The following is a 19,689-nucleotide window of genomic DNA, read 5'->3' as shown; positions in this document are numbered from 1 at the left end:
CCTCGCTTAAAAGTACTTAAACGAGGTCGGAATTTTATATTTTTTGTCCCGATCCTTCGGGATATTTTAAAAAATGGTAGTTGTGCAACAGTTACGGCTGTTAGCGGTTCGTTTTTCTTTACTGCTCATCAAAAAAGTCCTCATCAATTTGTTTAATCTCGTAAGTTGTCCTTACTTGAATACCAACATTAAATTCATGCATTAATGTAACTAATTTCTGGCCGTCTATGCATATAATTTTGTGGTGAGCAGATCGTGCTTTTTCTAGTGCCTTTTCATCAAATTCAGATGTTGTTACAAAGACACCCTTGTTGGTGTCCCCACTCATAGCACCAATAAAATTGCGAATGTCTTTTTCTCTTACTTTTCCTTCATTGAAGCGTTTGGCTTGAATATATATTTTATCTAGTCCGAGTTTGTCCTCATTGATTATCCCGTCAATTCCACCGTCATTAGATTTAGAAGTCTCTATGAATTCGCCATATCCCATTTTCTTTAGTAGTCGCAAAACTACTTTCTCAAAAAAGTATGGGTCAATAGTTTTTAATTTTTGAAGCAGGTCTGCTTTGACTTCGCTTTCAATTCTATTGAAGCCTTCGTCTATAAGGTCTTGTGGAGAGGAAATCTCAGGTTGCGTTTTATTGTCAACTGTAACAGAGCCTTTTTCTTGTTTGTAAAAGTCAAACAATGAACTCTCATTTTCTAAATCTCTTACAGTTATTGTCGCTGAGTGGTTTTTGCCTTTCTCTGTTATTTGAACAAAGCCACGCTGAGGAAATGTTATGTAACCTCCTTTTTTTAGATATGATTTTCCCCATGCTATTCTGTTGTCAATAAGCAAGTCACCTGATTTTGTTTCTTGCTTTAATTGTTCTTCAGTTAGGTCAGAGTAAAACTTAGTTTTTACTTCTTCAATAAGTTCTCTAGACCTTAAGACTCTACCGTCTTTAAGAACTTCAAGAATTGGAATAAATGTTTCGTCAAATTTTGGTATTTCCATTTATGTATTGTTGTCGTTTATAAAATGACCGCTAACTTGTTTATATGTCTGACAAAATCAGACTTAGCTACCCAATTTTGGGTGTATATGTCTGACAAATATCAGTTTTATCTTTTTCAAAAATAATAAAAAAATCTTACAAATCATCAAACGGGCTTTTAATTTGTTGAATGCTTTTTGTACTTACGTGAGTATATATTTCGGTAGTTTTACTGCTATTATGACCTAATAGTTCTTGAATGTATCTTAAATCGGTTCCACTTTCAAGTAAGTGTGTAGCATAGCTATGGCGTAACCAATGTAGCGTAGCAGGTTTTTTTATTCCTGCTTTATTTAGAGCTTGTTTTAAAACGCTTTGTAAGCTTTTGTCAGAATAAGGAGTTCCAGCTTCTTGTCCTTCAAACAAATACGTTTTAGGTTTATAAACTTTATAATAGTTTCTTAATAGTTCTAGTATTTTAGGACTAAGCGGAACAATTCTATCCTTTTTCCCTTTTGAATTTTTTAATAAAACGATATTTCTTTTAGAATCAATATGATGAGGCTGTAATGCTAATAATTCACCACATCGTAAACCGCAAGAGTAAATTAAACTTAGCATGGTTTTATGTTTTAAGTTAGTTGGAGAATTTATGATTAGTTTTACCTCTTCTTTACTCAAAACATTTGGCAATACCTTTTCTCGTTTTGGTCGATGTATTTTTTCAATTTCAATCGATGTTTCTTTTACGATTTTAAAGAAAAGCTTAATGGCATTTACTATTTGATTTTGGTATGAAGATGAAAATTTATTTTTCAGTATATAATCGTTATTGTAAGCAATAACATCTTCGTTGGTAATGTCCTTTACAGCTTTAGTATTACAAAAAGTTAAAAACGATTTTAAGGCATCACTGTAAGTATTTATCGTATTTGGGCTATATCTTTTGGATAAAAGGTAACGCTTAAAAGTTTCAATACTTGCTATTCCTTCCGCATTCGGAACCAAAGTGTGTGCTAAAGGTAATTTAAAATGTAGACGATTGGCTTCGGTATCAGGCAAATGCCAATATTTTTTGTTAGGACTCCATCTTGCATCTGCAAAAGTTTTAATGCGAGCAATTAATTCTGTATTCTTTTCAAAATAAACAGCAATTCTTGGCGTTCCTTTGTGAAGTAAAGTTTTGGCTTTCCAATTCATAATTAATGGCTTATATAATTCAAATTTAAAAAATATTTTTTTTAATTGTATTTTTTATGATACGTTATAATAAGATTAAGTAATACATAGTCTAAAAAAATAAAAACAAATGACTTTACTTTTAATCCAATACCACTTCAAACTTTTTCTAATAGACTTATTTTACTAGCTTAATTGTTATAAAATACCTAAAAACCTTTACCATACGCTTAAAAAGCAAATTAACACCTACTTGCTCTTGATATAGGGCAATAAACTTCGACACGCAAAACACATAACAATTAATGAACCTAACATATACCAAAAAAAAAATCCCGAAACACCGTTTCGAGATTTCTATAACACTGTACTAAGTACTTTTTACTTCATAATTTGTACTTCGTAATTTGTACTTCGTAATTTGTACTTCGTATTTCGTACTTTATACTTCGTACCTTACTTCACATCCATTAATTCCACATCAAAAACCAAAGTAGCATCTGGTGGAATAACCCCTCCAGCACCTCTAGAACCGTAACCTAAATAAGAAGGAATTACAAAACGTGCTTTGTCTCCTACTTGCAATAAAGCGATACCTTCGTCCCAACCTTCAATAACTTGTCCCACACCTAAAGTGAAATCAATAGGTTGCTTTCTTTTATAAGAAGAATCAAAAACTTGTCCGTTTTCTAAAGCTCCTTGGTAGTGTACCGAAACTTTTTTGCCTTTCTCGGCTTGTTTCCCTGTTCCTTTTTGGATGATTTGATAACGCAAGCCGCTTTCTGTTTTTTGGAAACCAGCAGCTAATTTTTCCAAAGCTTCTTCAGCTTGTTTTTTTTGTTCTGCTAATCGTTTTTCTCTAGAGCCTTCAAAGGTTCTAAAAGCTTCAATAGCATTCCATTTTTCAGCCTCTTCTCCTACCCTAACAATTTCTAACGAATCGATAACGTCTCCTTGTGCCACAGCATCTACTACATCTTGTCCTTCAACTACATGACCAAAAACCGTATGTTTTCCATCCAACCAAGAAGTTTCAACATGTGTGATGAAAAATTGCGAACCATTAGTGCCCGGTCCCGCATTCGCCATCGATAAAACGCCAGGGCCATCGTGACGTAATGTTGGGTGGAACTCATCATCAAAGTTGTACCCTGGACCACCTGTTCCTTGACCTTGTGGGCATCCTCCTTGTATCATAAAATCAGGAATTACACGGTGGAATTTTAATCCATCATAATAAGGTTTTCCCATTGGACGCGCCGAATTTTCCAATTGCCCTTCTGCTAATCCTACGAAATTCCCAACCGTTCCTGGTGTTAAATCGTGTGTTAATTTTACTAAAATCGTACCTCTAGAGGTATTGAATTTAGCATATATTCCATTTTCCATGCTTTAAATTTTAAATTTTAATGCGCAAAACTACAAAAATATTACGAACCTATCAATTTAGCTGTTTATAATGAATCCCCGATTGAGGAATTTAAAAAATCTTTAACATTAAAATCCACATATCCCCTTGCCTGATTTGGTAAATTTGCATTCGAAACAAAAAAAAATCAAAATGGAAAATTTAAAAGGTAAAAAAGCTATCATTACAGGTGGTAGTAGAGGACTAGGAAAAGCAACCGCTATAGCCTTTGCAAAACAAGGAATAGACGTAGCCATAACAGGAAGAAACGAAACGCTTTTGATTGTTACTGTTGCCGAACTAAAAGCTCAAGGAGTTAATGCTACATATGCTGTTTTTGATGTAGGTAATTATGACGAAGTAAAAAAAGGAATTCAAGAAATCATGAATACTTTTAATACAGTCGATATTTTAGTAAACAATGCTGGAATTGCAGCTTTTGGAAGCTTTTTAGAAATGGATGTAAACCAATGGCAATCGATAATTCAAACGAATGTAATGGGAATGTACTACGTAACTAAAGAAGTTTTACCTTATCTAATTGCTAATAATCAAGGCGATATTTTCAACGTGTCGTCTACTGCTGGATTAGCCGGAAACCCAAATACTTCTGCGTATTCTGCATCAAAATTCGCTGTAATCGGAATGTCAGAATCGTTAATGAAAGAAGTGAGAAAGAACAACATCCGAGTTTGTACGTTAACGCCTAGCACCATAGCATCCGATATGTCAATTGAATTAGGAATTGCTAGCAAAGAGGCAACAGAAACAGTGCTACAGCCAGAGGATTTTGCTGAACTAATTGTTAGTACGCTCCAACTTCCAAGAAGAGCATTATTAAAAAGTGCTTCTTTGTGGTCTACAAATCCATAAAATCTAATATTATCAAACCTAAAAGCGATGTCTTACATAAGTAACATCGCTTTTTTTCTTTTAAACCACAATTCTTCTTACCTTTATTTTTTTCAAAATCGAATATGCAAATCGATAGTATAACCGTTTTACTTGAATTAAAACGAAGTCCATTTGCTTTGATAAACTAATAAGGATTCCTATGGAAAATAATGATTACCTAACTATCAACAAACAAACTTGGAATAATAAAGTAGAAGTCCATGTGAACTCCGATTTCTATGACATGGAAGGTTTTCTGAAAGGAAAATCGTCTTTAAATTCGATTGAATTGGATTTACTTGGCGATGTTTCAGGCAAAAAAGTACTGCATTTACAATGTCATTTTGGCCAAGACACCATCACTTTAGCCCGAATGGGTGCCAAAGCTACCGGAATCGATTTGTCAGACAAAGCCATTGAAAAAGCGAAAGAAATCAACAATAAATTGAATTTAGATACTACTTTTATTTGTTGTGATATTTATGATTTACCAAATCATTTGGACGAAAAATTCGATATTGTTTTTACCAGTTATGGGACAATTGGTTGGTTTCCTGATTTGGATAAATGGGCTAAAATAGTGTCACATTTCTTGAAACCTGATGGAAAATTTGTCTTTGCCGAATTCCATCCCGTGGTTTGGATTTTTGATAACGATTTCAAAGAGGTTTTCTATAATTATTTCAATATAGCACCTATCATAGAGGAAGAATATGGAACTTATGCCGATAAAGAAGCACCCCTAAATACAAAAACCATCACTTGGAATCATCCGATTTCAGAAGTTTTAAATGCTTTAATTTCAAATAAATTAGCAATTAATTGTTTTAACGAATTTGATTATTCCCCTTATAATTGTTTCAATCAAACCGAAGAATTTGAACCGAATAAATTTCGAATCAAGCATTTGGGAAACAAAATTCCAATGGTGTATTCGCTTTCGGCAACTAAAAAATAATCTATTATCTTTGCAGCATGCGAATTGATATTATTACCGTTTTACCCGAATTGATGCGAAGTCCGTTTGAAGCTTCTATCATGAAACGCGCCATTCAGAAAGGATTGGTCGAAGTTCATTTTCACAACTTGAGAGACTACACGATGAATAAACAAAGGAGTGTAGACGATTACCAGTTTGGAGGAGGCGCTGGTATGGTCATGATGGTCCAACCCATAGACGATTGTATTTCGAAGCTAAAATCGGAAAGAAACTACGACGAAATCATTTACATGACTCCCGATGGGGAAACGTTAAATCAAAAAATGGCGAATTCCATCTCGATGTATGAAAACATTATGATTTTGTGTGGCCATTACAAAGGTGTCGATCAACGCGTTCGTGATATGCACATTACCCGTGAAATTTCGATTGGGGATTATGTGCTCAGTGGTGGTGAAATTGGTGCCATCGTATTTTGTGATGCCATTATTCGATTAATCCCAGGTGTTTTAAGTGATGAAACATCGGCATTAACCGATAGTTTTCAGGATAATTTGTTGTCACCTCCTATCTACACACGCCCAGCAGAATATAAAGGTTTGAAAGTTCCTGAGGTGTTATTGAGTGGTAACTTTGGCAAAATTGAAAAATGGCGCGAAGAAATGGCCTACGAACACACCAAAAACAGACGACCTGATTTGTTGGAAAATGAGGAATAGATTTTGATGTGCTGCTATCCTCAGGTGCTGATGTTCCGAAAATCTTAAAATCCATCATCCGAAAATCTGAAAATCCGAAAATCTAATTTCTAAATATTTCACATACTGCAATTTGATTATTCAATTTTTTTTTATAATTTTGCACCACTTTAAATCAACCTCTGGCGATAGACGTGTATGTTGCTTTGAATCAAACTTTTATAATTATAACTATGTCAAATTTAGTTGATTTCGTAAATAACGAATTAGTTGCGAAAAAAGATTTCCCTGAGTTTGGTGCTGGTGATACAATCACTGTGTACTATGAAATTAAAGAGGGTGAAAAAACAAGAACTCAGTTCTTCAAAGGAGTTGTTATCCAAAGAAGAGGTGCTGGAGCTACTGAAACTTTTACAATCCGTAAAATGTCAGGTGCAGTTGGTGTAGAGCGTATCTTCCCAGTAAACATGCCAGCTTTACAAAAAATTGAAGTGAACCAAAGAGGTAAAGTACGTAGAGCTCGTATCTTCTACTTTAGAGATCTTACTGGTAAAAAAGCAAAAATCAAAGAAAGAAGATACAAAAACTAATTTGTACTTTCTCAAGTATAAAAGCCGCAACATTGTTGTGGCTTTTTTATTGAATAGTATTCAAGTTTTCGGTCAAAATACTCCATTATTTCTACTGAATTCCTTATATTTGCGGGGTTTAACAAATTATATTCAAACAAACACATATCATTCATGTCCAACCAATCTAAAATAATGTATACCATTACGGATGAAGCGCCTATGTTGGCAACACATTCGTTTTTACCGATTGTAAAAGCATTTACCAAAACGGCTAATATTGCGATCGAAACAAGAGATATTTCTTTAGCGGGAAGAATTTTAGCTAACTTTCCAGAATGCTTAACCGAAGACCAAAAAGTAGGTGACGCACTTACCGAATTAGGGCAATTAGCAAATACTCCAGAAGCTAACATAATTAAATTACCAAACATTTCAGCTTCTGTAATTCAATTAAAAGAAGCGATTGCAGAATTACAATCACAAGGCTTCAATATTCCAAGCTATCCTGAAGAGCCACAAAACGATACGGAGAAAGAAATCAAAGCGAAATATGCTAAAGTTTTAGGTTCGGCTGTAAATCCAGTATTACGTGAAGGAAACTCGGACAGAAGAGCGCCAAAAGCAGTTAAAAACTATGCAAAAGCCAATCCACACCGAATGGGGAAATGGGCTGCCGATAGCAAAACTGAAGTAGCGCACATGAATTCAGGTGATTTCTACGGGACTGAAACATCAACAACAGTTGAAAAAGATGGGAAATTCAGAATTGTTTTCCATTCGGATAATGGAGCAACCGCTGTTTTAAAAGACTTTGCTAGCCTAAAAGCTGGAGAGGTTATTGACAGTTCTGTTATGAACTTGAATGCTTTAAAACAATTTGCAGCAACAACAATTGCGGATGCTAAAGCAAAAAATGTGATGCTTTCTGCGCATTTGAAAGCAACAATGATGAAGGTTTCGGATCCTATTATTTTTGGAGCTATTGTGGAAACTTTCTTTGCGGATGTTTATACTAAATATGCTGATGTATTCCAATCATTAGACATCAATCCAAATAATGGATTACAAGATTTATACAACAAAATTGCAGGAATTCCTCAAGAAGAAGAAATCAAACAAGCAATCGCTGATGCTTTAGCTAACGGACCTCGTGTTGCTATGGTAAATTCTGAAAAAGGAATTACAAACTTCCACGTTTCTTCTGATGTAATTGTAGATGCTTCTATGGCAGCTTTAGCAAGAAGTGGTGGAAAAATGTGGAATGCAGAAGGAAAAGAGGAAGATACCATTGCTATGATACCAGACCGTTCGTATGCTGGTTTCTATGCTGCTTGTATTGAAGAAATGAAAGAGAATGGCGCTTTAGATCCAAAAACCATTGGATCCGTTCCTAATGTTGGATTAATGGCTCAAAAAGCAGAAGAATATGGTTCTCACGATAAAACATTCCAACTAAAAGAAAATGGAACTGTTAATGTGGAAGACGAAAATGGGACTGTTTTATTAACACAAAAAGTAGGTACAGGTGACATTTTCAGAATGTGTCAAACTAAAGATGCTCCTATTCAAGATTGGGTAAAATTAGCGGTAAACAGAGCAAGATTATCTGATACTCCTGCTATTTTCTGGTTAGATAAAGGCAGAGCACACGATAGCGAAATTATTAAAAAAGTTGAAAAATACTTAAAAGATCACGACACGACTGGCTTAGATATTCGCATCATGGATGTGAAAGATGCGATGAAAGAAACTTTACGAATCATCCGTCAAGGAAAAGATGTAATTTCAGTTTCTGGAAACGTGCTGCGTGATTACTTAACCGATTTATTCCCTATTTTAGAATTGGGAACTTCGGCTAAAATGTTATCTATCGTACCTTTAATGAACGGTGGCGGATTGTTTGAAACAGGTGCAGGTGGTTCAGCTCCAAAACACGTAGAACAATTTGTAGAAGAAGGCTATTTGCGTTGGGATTCATTAGGAGAATTCTTAGCATTACAGGCTTCATTAGAACATTTAGCACAAACACAAAACAATACCAAAGCACAAATTTTAGCCGATACATTAGACGAGGCAAATGCAAAATTCTTAGCAGAAGACAAGTCACCGGCAAGAAAATTAGGTGGAATTGACAACAGAGGTTCGCATTTCTATTTAGCGTTCTATTGGGCACAAGCATTAGCAAACCAAACTAAGGATGCGGAGTTAAAAGCTACCTTTGCTCCAATTGCAGAAGCTTTGACAGCTAACGAAGCTAAAATTGATGCAGAATTAGTTGCGGCTCAAGGCAAAGAACAAAAAATTGGTGGGTATTATCACCCAAGTTTTGAATTGACTGAAAAAGCCATGCGTCCAAGTACTACTTTAAATACGATCTTAGCGCAGTTAAACTAAGATTTGCTTATAAAAAAGAACCGTCTAAATATTTTTGACGGTTCTTTTTATTTTTTATTTTCCATTGGTTTGACATATTCTATTAAAAATTTGGCTGCCAAACCCGTGTTCAAATTCCAATCATTACTTGTTACTAAATTATCTTTTTCATCATATATAGCAAAAGTAGCGGTATTAGGACCTGCTAACCCTTGGTTTAATGCTAAAATATCGATTAAATTATCTCCTTCTGTTAAATCAATTATGTGGGTTTTAAAACTACTTTCTAAATAAATATTTAAGTAAACCACAACATTATTAACAATAATCCGTACTCTATCACCATCTGGGTCCATATGGTCTCGCGTCAATATTTTTAATTTTGGAGTAAACACTTTAAATTTTCCAAAAAAGACATCAACGGCACTCCCCACTCCTATCTCTTTGTTTAATTTATCTTTGTACTCATCCCCAGGATTCTTAAACTCCGACTTTTTTTCTAAAATACTTTCAGCAACTTTCTCACTTTTCTTGATACTATACCTGCTTAAATTGGAATCTTTATTGTCAAGTATGCTTTTGTATTCAATTCCTGGTAACGCATTTTTTGGCTCAGCAATCGTTGGACTCTCCCATTCGAGCTTAAGTTTAGAAGACTTAAAAGGAGAATCTTTCTGAGAAAATAGTGGCCATGAAAGTATAAATATAAAGAATGTAAGTGCTTTTATTTTCATAGGAATTCGATTCGATTTGTAAAATTATCAAATTAAATGATTTTTAAATATAAATTAACATAAGTTTTGAAACAATTGCCAACATTATTTGTCAAATTTGTAAATCAAATATTATGCCTAAATTATGTTAAAACACCTTTTTTTACTACTTACCCTTTCGCTAGGATTGATAGGTTACTCGCAAGAAAAAGTAACACTAAGTGGCATTGTTTCCGATGCAAACAATAATGAAACATTAATTGGTGTATCGGTATATATAGCCGAATTAAATATCGGAACATATACGAATGAATATGGATTTTACTCTTTAACCTTACCTACTGGAAATTATACCGTTAAAGTAAGTTATGTTGGGTTTGAAACAATTTCTAATCCACTGGAAATTTCTCAAAATACGAAGAAAAATTTTAGTCTGAATGAAAGCAAATTAGAACTAAAAGAAGTTGTCATTACAGAAGATAGCTACAAAACCAACATCAAAAAACCCGAGATGAGTGTGAATAAATTGGCTATAAGTACCATAAAGCAAATGCCTGTTTTAATGGGAGAAGTAGACGTAATAAAATCGCTTCTTTTCTTGCCTGGAGTAACAAATGCTGGTGAGGGACAATCGGGATTTAATGTAAGAGGAGGTGGAGCTGATCAGAATTTAGTTCTCCTAGACGAAGCTACACTTTACAACACTTCTCATGTTTTTGGTTTATTTTCTGTATTTAATGCAGATGCTATTAAAGATTTAAAACTGTATAAAGGAGGAATTCCAGCACGTTTTGGTGGACGAGCAGCTTCTGTTTTAGATGTGTATCAAAAGGATGGTAATAGCAATAAATTTAGCATAAACGGTGGAATCGGACTAATTTCAAGTCGTTTATTAGCAGAAGGACCAATTGTAAAAGACAAAGGCTCTTTCTTAATTGCTGGAAGGGGTTCGTATGCCCATTTGTTCTTAAAACTGACCGATAATGAAAATTCGGCTTATTTTTATGATTTGAATACCAAACTAAACTACAAGTTCAACGAGAACAACAACGTTTATTTGTCTGGGTATTTTGGCAGGGATATCTTCAATTTAAATGATTCGTTTCGAAATACTTATGGGAATTCCACTTTGAATATGCGTTGGAATCATTTGTTTTCTGATAAATTATTTTCAAACTTATCCCTAATTTACAGCAATTACTTTTATGGATTGGAATTGGACTTCATTGGATTTAACTGGGAATCAACCATTCAAAATTACAATTTAAAATATGACTTCAAATATTATGCTTCGGAGAAAACAAAGTTTAACTTTGGAGTTAATGTTACCAAGTATGATATAAACCCAGGAACCATTGAACCTTTGGATGAAAACTCCTCCATTAATTTCAGACAATTGGATAAAAAATATGCTTTTGAAAATGGCATCTACGCCGATATTGAGTACAATTTAACCGATAAAATTTCCGTAATGGCCGGTTTGCGTTTTAGTAATTTTTATCGTGTTGGGGCATCCACCATCAACTATTACGAAAACAACCAACCTGTTTTATATGACGAAGCATTAAAAATTTACGAAAAGGCCACTCCAACAAGCACCCGATATTTTGGTTCAAACGATAAAATAGCCGATTATGCTAATTTTGAACCCCGATTTACCTTTTCGTACGAAATAGATGAGAACCAATCTATTAAAGCAGGATACAACAGAATGGTGCAATACATGCAATTGATTTCTAACACACAATCCCCTACTCCATTAGATGTATGGACTCCGAGTGATAACTATATCAAGCCACAATTGGCCGACCAAGTAGCGGTAGGGTATTTCAAAAACTTTAAAGAAGGTAAATATACCTTGGAGTTAGAAACTTACTACAAAAAAGTACAAAATCGAATCGACTATATTGATGGTGCCGACTTGATTGCAAATGAAGCAATTGAGCAAGTAATTTTAAATGGTAGGATGCGTTCTTATGGATTGGAAATGATGGTACGAAAAAATGAAGGTACCCTCAACGGCTGGGTATCGTATACCCTATCTCGATCAGAACAGCAAACCCCTGGAAGAACTCCTACCGAAATTGGTATTAATAATGGAAACTGGTATCGTTCTGCCTATGACAAAACCCATAACTTAGCTGTAACTGGAAATTACAAATTAAACAATAAGTGGAGTTTTGGAGCAAGCTTCACACTTCAATCTGGGCAACCTGTTACCTATCCTACTGGAAAATATGTCTTTCAAGGGGTAACCGTTCCAAGTTATAATTCTAGAAATGAAGATCGACTACCTGCTTATCACCGCATGGATATTTCGGCAACCTTAACTCCAAAGAAATATGAAAATCGGAAATTTAAAGGCGAGTGGGTTTTTGGTATTTATAATGTGTACAGCCGATATAATGCTGCTTCAATTACGTTCCGTCAAAATTCAGAAACAGGAGCAAATGAAGCTGTAAAACTTTCGATCTTTGGTATTGTGCCATCGGTATCTTATAATTTTAAATTTTAATCTTATGAAAAAAATCTTTCTATATTTCTTTTTAACCACAACTGTTATTTTTACTAGTTGTGAAGAAGTTGTAAATATTGATTTGGCAAATGCAGCACCCAAATTGGTTATAGATGCCATAATAAAATGGGAAAAAGGAACTACTGGTGAAATTCAAAATATTCAATTGAGCTTAACCAACGATTTTTATACCAATGACATCCTTCCTGCAAATGGTGCAATGGTAACCATTACAAACAGTTCGAATGTTACCTTTACTTTTTCTGAAATACCCAACACTGGAACCTATACTTGTACCAATTTTGAACCTTTAATAGGCGAAACGTATCGTTTGGATATTTTGTATGATGGCCAACTTTACACGGCCACCAATACCCTCATTGCAACTCCAGATATCTTAAATGTTACCCAAGAAACCGTCCCAGGATTTGGTGGAGATGATGAAATTCAAATTAAGTATTTCTATCAAGACAATGGAGCCGAAGACAATTACTACTTGTTGGGCGTTAAAAATCCGAACAAACAAATTCCTGAATTTGGTGCGGTTACCGATGAATTTTTCCAAGGCAACCTCATGTTTGGTTTTTATGGAAGTAGCGAAACAGAACCTGGTATAACACTAGATTTAAGTGTTCAAGGGATAACATTGGGGTATTTTAACTATATGAACAAGCTAATCACCATTGCAGGAAGCGGTTCTGGTAATCCATTCGCAACACCACCAGCAACGATAAGAGGTAATATTACGAATCAAAACAATGCTGAAAACTTTCCGCTTGGTTATTTTCATTTATCAGAAATTGATACCGTAAATTACTTGGTGCAATAAATTTAAGACAAATTCAACTTTGAAACTTGAAACTTGAAACTTGAAACTTTGAACTTGAAACCTGAAACAAAAAAATAAAATGTCATCACATCATATTGTTCGCGACGATCAAGAACCTGCATTAATTATTGCTAATGGTGCTTCTTGTAGCGAAGAATTATTAGGTCAACTATTAGAATGGTCTCCTTTAGTAATAGTATTGGATTCCGCAATTAATCGTGTCTTAGAATTAGGAATCAAAGTAGATGTCCTGTTAGGTGATTTTGATAGAGGTTTTGATCCAGAACATTATTTAGAAAAACAATATCCATTAGAGATTGTTCACACACCCAATCAAGACAAAACCGATTTAGAAAAAGCTTTTGATTATCTGGTGGCGAAAGGTCATAAAGCAGTAAATGTGACTTGGGCCACAGGAAAGCGCGCTGACCACACCATTACGAATATTACTAGTATTGTAAAATTCAGAAATAAACTAAAAATTGTACTGTTAGACGACCATTCTAAGATTTTCTTGCTACCCCCTACATATGAAAAATGGTATCCCAAAAACACAACGCTTTCATTAATACCGATAGGAAAAGTTAACGGGATTCATTCCAAAAACTTATTTTATCCTTTAAATGATGACGAGCTTACGATTGGGTATCGAACAGGAAGCAGTAATCATGTTGCTGAAGATGGAATCGTTTCAATCGAACACAAAGAAGGGGACTTGTTATTAATGGAATGTTGGGATTAATTAACATATAAAAAAATAGTGATAGAAGAAGTGGTTAAAAGGAATTACTTTTTTAGCGGTTACTAATGTCAGTATTAAACCGAAAAAAGTAAATAAGAACTATTTTTTCAAGTCTTTACCTTTTGTTTTTAACACTTTAACTAACTTTGCAACTTACACTTTACACTAAGTACATCAAATGAAATTCCAAGTCGTTTCCGATTATAAACCTACTGGTGACCAACCACAAGCTATTGAAAAACTTTCAAAAGGGATTATCAATGGGGAGAAATATCAAACTTTATTAGGTGTTACGGGGTCTGGAAAAACATTTACTGTAGCCAATGTGGTACAAGAAGTACAAAAACCGACTCTAGTTTTAGCACATAATAAAACACTTGCGGCTCAATTGTATTCCGAGTTCAAGCAATTCTTTCCGAATAATTCGGTCCAATATTTTGTTTCTTATTACGATTATTACCAACCCGAAGCTTTTATTCCTGTTACGGGAACCTATATAGAAAAAGATTTATCGATAAATGAAGAGCTAGAAAAACTGCGGCTGAGTACTACTTCTGCCCTACTTTCGGGTCGGAGAGATATTATTGTGATTTCTTCGGTTTCCTGTTTATACGGAATTGGAAATCCTGTTGAGTTTCAAAAGAACGTCATCAATTTGGAAGTAAATCAGCAAATTTCCCGTACCAAATTGTTGCATCAATTGGTGCAAAGTTTGTATTCGAGAACCGAAGCCGAATTTGCACCTGGTAACTTTAGAATTAAAGGAGATATCGTGGAAATTTTTCCAAGTTATGGCGATGAACCCTTCCGAATACATTTCTTCGGAGACGAAATTGAAGAAATTGAGGCGTTTGATGCGCGAACGGCTCAAGTTTTAGAGCGTTATGAAAAGCTAACGATTTACCCGGCGAATATGTTTGTAACCTCACCTGATGTGTTACAAAATGCAATATGGGCGATACAGCAAGATTTGGTCAAACAAGTCGATTATTTTAAAGAGATTGGCAAACATTTAGAAGCCAAACGATTAGAAGAGCGCACCAATTTCGATTTAGAAATGATTCGGGAATTAGGGTATTGCTCCGGAATTGAAAATTATTCGCGTTATTTGGATGGTCGCGAACCCGGAACCAGACCTTTCTGTTTGTTAGATTATTTCCCTGATGATTATTTGATGGTAGTAGACGAAAGTCACGTTACGATTTCTCAAGTACATGCGATGTATGGTGGCGATAGAAGTCGTAAAGAAAACTTAGTAGAATATGGTTTTAGATTACCTGCTGCGATGGACAATCGTCCGTTAAAATTTGAAGAATTTGAAGCTTTACAAAATCAAGTAGTTTATGTTTCCGCCACACCAGCTGATTATGAATTGCAAAAATCGGAAGGGGTCTATGTAGAACAAGTAATTCGACCGACGGGTTTGTTAGATCCAATTATTGAGGTGCGACCAAGTGCCAATCAAATTGATGATTTAATCGAAGAAATTCAGTTGCGATGCGAGGCTGACGAGCGTGTTTTGGTTACTACTTTAACCAAACGTATGGCGGAAGAATTAGCGAAATATTTAACAAAAGTTGCTATTCGTTGTCGTTATATTCATTCCGATGTAGATACCTTAGAACGTGTGGAAATTATGCAAGATTTGCGAAAAGGTATTTTTGATGTGCTAATTGGTGTCAACTTACTCCGTGAAGGTTTAGATTTACCTGAAGTTTCGTTAGTAGCAATTTTAGATGCGGATAAAGAAGGATTCTTGAGAAGCCACCGTTCGTTGACACAAACAGTAGGGCGTGCCGCTCGAAACGTGAATGGAAAAGCCATCATGTATGCCGATAAAATTACGGCTTCTATGCAAAAAACAATTGACGAAACCAATTACAGAAGAGCGAAACAAACTCGATATAACACCGAAAACAATCTACAGCCAAAAGCGTTAAATAAAAGTTTAGGTAGCGCTTTGAGTGGTAATTCTGTTTCAACAGGTTATTTTGAAAAAGAAGCCTTAAAAGCAGCCGAGCCCGAAAGTTTGTACTTATCAAAACCCGAAATTGAAAAGAAAATTCGCGACTTGAGAAAAATGATGGAAAAAGCAGCAAAAGAATTAGATTTCATGCAAGCAGCGAAATTCAGAGATGAAATTCAAATTTTACAAGAGAAACTAAAATAAAGATTTATAAATCCTGAAATCGAAGATTCAACGAAGATAATCAAGTTCAGGACGACAACAATTAATACATAAAAAAATGAGTAAAATCAACGAAATTGTAAACCTAGCAGACGAAATCGAAATCATCGAAGCGGTTGGCACCATTATTTGGAATAAAAAAGAAGAAACAGACGGCTTTACGGATTTATCAGAAGGCGAAAAAACATTTGTACTAATCGATATCTTTGAAGGCGCTATGAACGAAGGTGGATTCCAATTCTTCTTCGAAAATGAAACTGGCGATTATGCTAGAGAAATTGTAGAAGCATACAAGAAAATTGGCGCAACAAAAACGGCTAATATCATTGCAAAAGCTATTGGATTATTTGGTATCAACAACTTTTCTGAGGATTTAGAAACTCGCGAATTGGCAATGGAAAAACTAGATGATAGCGTTTTTTCAGGTTGGGAAGATTTAGACGAAATTTTCTTTAATGACGAACAAGAAGAAGATGTTGTCGCTTTAATTGTTAGGTATATCAAAAACAATAAAAATGAATTTAATTATTAATCGCTAAATTAAATATTGTAACTTTATATTGTTACAATACTATTGATAGTTGTGATAATTTTATTGTAGTATTGTAATTGAACAATATTTAAAAATGAAACGTTTTTTATTTATTTTAGTTTTTAATTCAATTTTAGGAATTGGTCAAAATCAAACCGATTCTATTAAAGCATATTCAAATCAATTTGAATCTTCATTTAATGAAATGAAATATGATTTAGCTCTTATTTCAGCTAACAAACTATTTTCATTTGCTAAACAAAAAAATAAATCTTCTGTTCAAGATAAAGCTATAATTTATAAAGCTAAGGTATATTTTAAATTAAAAATGTTTGAACAATCGATTTCTTTGATTGAGGGAATAATTAAAAAAAAATACTCAACAAAAGAAGAAATTACAAACTTTCTTGAAGCTAATAATATTCTTGCAAATATCCATTATTCAAAATATGAAGACGATAAAGCCATTGCAAAATATATTTATATTGACTCAATTAGCGAATCGAATAATTTTACAAATGATGTACAAATTAGAGCTTTACAAAATATAGGTTTAATGATGCTTAGAGGCTATAATCCATCAAATAATAAAATATATGGAAAAGCTAAAGATTACTTTAAAAAATCATATGAACTAGCAAAATCCTCAAATTCATTAACCGAAATGCATGTATCTGGATTATATTATGGTTCTACATTAGTGGAAAGTGAAAATCCTGATATAGAAACTGCTTTAAAACTTTATGATGATGCGAATAAGTATTTCTATGAAAATAAATTGGTTAAAGAATTCAGTGATACTTATTGGGCTTATGCTTCTTTATATCGAAAAATAAGTAGAAATGATTTAGCAACTAAATATTATAAGGAATTTATTGAAAAAAGTAAAACTTTTAATGATGATAATGCTTTAATAAGGGCTTATTGGGCATACGCTAGCTATTTATATCAAATTAAAAACCATGATGAAGCAATTATAAATTATACTGCTGTAGTGGAAAATATAAAAAATAAAAAAAATGTAGATTATAGTATAATTTCAAATTCATATTATTATTTATCTTCTATTTACAAATCACGAAATGAGAATGATTTGGCTTATGAATCTCTTGAAAATTATATTACCTATCGAGATAGTTTAGAACAAAAAAATGACAATCAGCTTTTTAATGATTTAGAAACTAAATATCAAACCGAAAAAAAAGAACAAGAAATTGAACTTTTAAAAACAAAAAACGAACTCTCTGAAAAACAAAAATATATCTATATTGCAATTGCTGGACTTTTATTGATTAGTGGATTATTCCTATTCTATGGTTACCGAAACAAAATAAAAACCGCTCAAAAACTAAACAAATTAAACGAACTTAAATCTCGCTTTTTCGCTAATATTTCACACGAATTTAGGACACCTCTTACTTTAATTAAAAGTCCAGTTCAACAATTACAAAGTAACACTACAAACGAAGAGCAAAACAAACAACTAAACTTAATTGATAACAATGCCAATCGCTTGTTAGAACTCGTTGACCAACTCTTAGAATTATCAAAAATTGATAATGGAAAGCTTCAAATTATTTTGAAAAAAGGGAATTTGAAACATTTCTTCCAATCTATAATTGAACCTTTCTCTTTTAAAGCAAAAGAAGAAAATCAAGCATTTACTTTTACAACTGAAAACTTAGATTTTGAAACACATTTCGATAAAGACATCTTCACAAAAATTACTAGTAATCTTTTAGATAATGCGTTTAAATACAACGAACAAGGAAAACCAATTGACTTCATAGCCAAAAAAGAAAACCAAAACTTAATTATCCAAGTTCGAAATTATAATAGCCAATTAAAAGAATCCGATTACAAGAAATTATTTGAACGTTTTTATCAAAAAAATAATGCCATTTCAGGTTTTGGAATTGGTTTAGCCTTAGTTAAAGATTTAGTTGAACTTTATGAAGGAACTATTAAAACCAATTTTAATAATCAACAAATTAGTTTTACTGTTGAACTTCCGCTTAATAAAAATTTAGCAAATGCAATTATAATTGAAGAAAAAGGTAAAACTGAAATTATTTCAGATATAATCTCTGAAACCAATCATAATTCTGAATTGCCCATTTTACTTGTAGTTGATGACAATGCATCAATAAGAGAAGTTATTAAAGATATTTTTGCAACTAATTACCAAATTTTAGAGGCAACTAACGGAAAAGAAGCGCTAAAACTAGCACAAAAAGAAATTCCCGATTGTATTATTTCCGATTTAATCATGCCAGAAATGGATGGATTTGAATTTAGTAATCAAATTAAATCTAACGAGCTTACCTCATTTATTCCAGTTATTTTAGTAACCGCAAAATCGTCAGATGACACCCATTTAAAAGCATTACAAAGCACAGCTGATGTATTTTTAACAAAACCTTTTAATCATGAAGTTTTAAAAGCAACGGTTTCCCAACAAATTCAAGAACGCAAAAAACTACAAGAACGCTATAGTCAGGAATTAATTTTGAAACCAACAGAAGTTGTTATTAATTCCGTTGATGAAAAATTCATAGCCAAATTAGAAACGGTTTTAGAAACTGCAATTCCCAATTCAGAATTTAATGCGGAAATTTTTGCAGAAGAAATGCACATGAGTCGTATGCAATTGCATCGAAAATTAAAATCATTATTTGGAGTTTCTGCAACCGAATTTATTAGAAATGAACGTTTAAAAATGGCTGCTGATTTACTTAAAAATGATAAACTAAATATTTCAGAAATCGCCTACAATGTTGGATTTAATGATGTAGGATATTTCTCTAAATGTTTTAAAGAAATGTATTATTTGTCCCCTTCTGATTATCAAAAAAAGTAACATTTCATATTTAAAGAATCTATTCAACGCCTCTATTTTAGAGGCTTTTTTATTGCTGTTACATAATTCCATATAATGGTTACATCTCTCCTACTGCTTTCTTTTATTCATGAATAAATTTGTTTCAACAAAAAGAAATAAAATGCCTGCCAAAAAGAAATTTAATTATGAAACCTATTTGGAGAAACCTTCCTCGCAAAAAATCTCACTCAATATTAATCAATTAGAAAAAGGCGAATACGAACTCAATATCATTCACAAAAATA

The 19,689-nt window shown here is 33.4% G+C and carries 15 protein-coding genes; 11 read left to right on the top strand and 4 right to left on the bottom strand.

The genetic code is table 11. From position 1 onward, the window contains the following. Window positions 1-118: 118 nt before the first annotated feature. The 3 genes from BUE95_RS11360 to BUE95_RS11350 all read right to left on the bottom strand — a co-directional run bounded on the left by BUE95_RS11360 (window position 119) and on the right by BUE95_RS11350 (window position 3,548). Entirely contained in the window at window positions 119-1,000 is an 882-nt protein-coding gene (locus BUE95_RS11360) for a restriction endonuclease (RefSeq protein ID WP_073584570.1), read from the bottom strand. A 136-nt stretch (window positions 1,001-1,136) separates the two neighbouring features. Next, a complete protein-coding gene (gene xerA, locus BUE95_RS11355) occupies window positions 1,137-2,180 on the bottom strand; it encodes a site-specific tyrosine recombinase/integron integrase (RefSeq protein ID WP_073584568.1) in 1,044 nt (347 codons plus the stop codon). 435 nt (window positions 2,181-2,615) lie between these two features. After that, a complete protein-coding gene (locus tag BUE95_RS11350) occupies window positions 2,616-3,548 on the bottom strand; it encodes a peptidylprolyl isomerase (protein WP_073584566.1) in 933 nt (310 codons plus the stop codon). Window positions 3,549-3,720: 172 nt separating this feature from the next. On the opposite strand from BUE95_RS11350, the gene BUE95_RS11345 reads away from it, so the two are divergent. The 5 genes from BUE95_RS11345 to BUE95_RS11325 all read left to right on the top strand — a co-directional run bounded on the left by BUE95_RS11345 (window position 3,721) and on the right by BUE95_RS11325 (window position 9,065). Then, window positions 3,721-4,440 (top strand): 3-ketoacyl-ACP reductase, encoded by a 720-nt coding sequence (locus BUE95_RS11345; RefSeq protein WP_073584564.1) that lies wholly within the window; start codon window positions 3,721-3,723, stop codon window positions 4,438-4,440. 181 nt (window positions 4,441-4,621) lie between these two features. After that, entirely contained in the window at window positions 4,622-5,419 is a 798-nt protein-coding gene (locus BUE95_RS11340; protein WP_073584562.1) for a class I SAM-dependent methyltransferase, read from the top strand. A gap of 17 nt (window positions 5,420-5,436) precedes the next feature. Then, a complete protein-coding gene (gene trmD, locus BUE95_RS11335) occupies window positions 5,437-6,120 on the top strand; it encodes a tRNA (guanosine(37)-N1)-methyltransferase TrmD (RefSeq protein ID WP_073584560.1) in 684 nt (227 codons plus the stop codon). A gap of 212 nt (window positions 6,121-6,332) precedes the next feature. Next, on the top strand, window positions 6,333-6,689 hold the full coding sequence (gene rplS / locus BUE95_RS11330; RefSeq protein WP_073584558.1) for a 50S ribosomal protein L19: 357 nt from the start codon (window positions 6,333-6,335) through the stop codon (window positions 6,687-6,689). Window positions 6,690-6,842: 153 nt separating this feature from the next. After that, entirely contained in the window at window positions 6,843-9,065 is a 2,223-nt protein-coding gene (locus BUE95_RS11325; RefSeq protein WP_073584556.1) for an NADP-dependent isocitrate dehydrogenase, read from the top strand. Between the two features lie 47 nt (window positions 9,066-9,112). On the opposite strand, the gene BUE95_RS11320 is transcribed toward BUE95_RS11325, so the two are convergent. After that, the gene (locus tag BUE95_RS11320) at window positions 9,113-9,778 is read right to left on the bottom strand and encodes a hypothetical protein (protein ID WP_073584554.1); all 666 of its coding nucleotides are present in this window, start codon (window positions 9,776-9,778) and stop codon (window positions 9,113-9,115) included. 124 nt (window positions 9,779-9,902) lie between these two features. On the opposite strand from BUE95_RS11320, the gene BUE95_RS11315 reads away from it, so the two are divergent. From BUE95_RS11315 to BUE95_RS11290, 6 genes are all read left to right on the top strand, one after another. After that, window positions 9,903-12,272: a TonB-dependent receptor gene (locus BUE95_RS11315; RefSeq protein WP_073584552.1), complete on the top strand. Its 2,370-nt coding sequence runs from the start codon at window positions 9,903-9,905 to the stop codon at window positions 12,270-12,272. A gap of 4 nt (window positions 12,273-12,276) precedes the next feature. Further along, window positions 12,277-13,101, top strand: a complete 825-nt coding sequence (locus BUE95_RS11310; protein ID WP_073584550.1) for a DUF4249 domain-containing protein — start codon at window positions 12,277-12,279, stop codon at window positions 13,099-13,101. Between the two features lie 79 nt (window positions 13,102-13,180). Beyond that, window positions 13,181-13,843 carry a thiamine diphosphokinase gene (locus BUE95_RS11305; RefSeq protein ID WP_073584548.1) on the top strand — a complete coding sequence of 221 codons (663 nt, stop codon included), beginning with the start codon at window positions 13,181-13,183 and terminating at the stop codon, window positions 13,841-13,843. A gap of 178 nt (window positions 13,844-14,021) precedes the next feature. Next, window positions 14,022-16,013: an excinuclease ABC subunit UvrB gene (uvrB, locus tag BUE95_RS11300; RefSeq protein ID WP_073584546.1), complete on the top strand. Its 1,992-nt coding sequence runs from the start codon at window positions 14,022-14,024 to the stop codon at window positions 16,011-16,013. Between the two features lie 76 nt (window positions 16,014-16,089). Then, window positions 16,090-16,563: a DMP19 family protein gene (locus BUE95_RS11295; RefSeq protein ID WP_073584544.1), complete on the top strand. Its 474-nt coding sequence runs from the start codon at window positions 16,090-16,092 to the stop codon at window positions 16,561-16,563. A 94-nt stretch (window positions 16,564-16,657) separates the two neighbouring features. Further along, window positions 16,658-19,423: a response regulator gene (locus BUE95_RS11290; protein WP_073584542.1), complete on the top strand. Its 2,766-nt coding sequence runs from the start codon at window positions 16,658-16,660 to the stop codon at window positions 19,421-19,423. Window positions 19,424-19,689 lie beyond the last annotated feature (266 nt).

It is taken from the genome of Flavobacterium cucumis (assembly GCF_900148835.1).
In the GTDB taxonomy this organism is placed as follows: Bacteria; Bacteroidota; Bacteroidia; order Flavobacteriales; family Flavobacteriaceae; genus Flavobacterium; species Flavobacterium cucumis.
The sequence above is the reverse complement of the archived record's forward strand: the minus strand, read 5'-3'. Positions and strand labels throughout refer to the sequence as shown.

Coding starts and splice junctions, on each gene's coding strand:
- uvrB (WP_073584546.1), top strand. CDS start 14,022: ATGAAATTCCAAGTCGTTTCCGATTATAAACCTACTGGTGACCAACCA.
- BUE95_RS11315 (WP_073584552.1), top strand. CDS start 9,903: ATGTTAAAACACCTTTTTTTACTACTTACCCTTTCGCTAGGATTGATA.
- BUE95_RS11320 (WP_073584554.1), bottom strand. CDS start 9,778: ATGAAAATAAAAGCACTTACATTCTTTATATTTATACTTTCATGGCCA.
- BUE95_RS11310 (WP_073584550.1), top strand. CDS start 12,277: ATGAAAAAAATCTTTCTATATTTCTTTTTAACCACAACTGTTATTTTT.
- BUE95_RS11295 (WP_073584544.1), top strand. CDS start 16,090: ATGAGTAAAATCAACGAAATTGTAAACCTAGCAGACGAAATCGAAATC.
- BUE95_RS11340 (WP_073584562.1), top strand. CDS start 4,622: ATGGAAAATAATGATTACCTAACTATCAACAAACAAACTTGGAATAAT.
- BUE95_RS11345 (WP_073584564.1), top strand. CDS start 3,721: ATGGAAAATTTAAAAGGTAAAAAAGCTATCATTACAGGTGGTAGTAGA.
- BUE95_RS11360 (WP_073584570.1), bottom strand. CDS start 1,000: ATGGAAATACCAAAATTTGACGAAACATTTATTCCAATTCTTGAAGTT.
- BUE95_RS11350 (WP_073584566.1), bottom strand. CDS start 3,548: ATGGAAAATGGAATATATGCTAAATTCAATACCTCTAGAGGTACGATT.
- BUE95_RS11290 (WP_073584542.1), top strand. CDS start 16,658: ATGAAACGTTTTTTATTTATTTTAGTTTTTAATTCAATTTTAGGAATT.
- trmD (WP_073584560.1), top strand. CDS start 5,437: ATGCGAATTGATATTATTACCGTTTTACCCGAATTGATGCGAAGTCCG.
- BUE95_RS11325 (WP_073584556.1), top strand. CDS start 6,843: ATGTCCAACCAATCTAAAATAATGTATACCATTACGGATGAAGCGCCT.
- BUE95_RS11305 (WP_073584548.1), top strand. CDS start 13,181: ATGTCATCACATCATATTGTTCGCGACGATCAAGAACCTGCATTAATT.
- rplS (WP_073584558.1), top strand. CDS start 6,333: ATGTCAAATTTAGTTGATTTCGTAAATAACGAATTAGTTGCGAAAAAA.
- xerA (WP_073584568.1), bottom strand. CDS start 2,180: ATGAATTGGAAAGCCAAAACTTTACTTCACAAAGGAACGCCAAGAATT.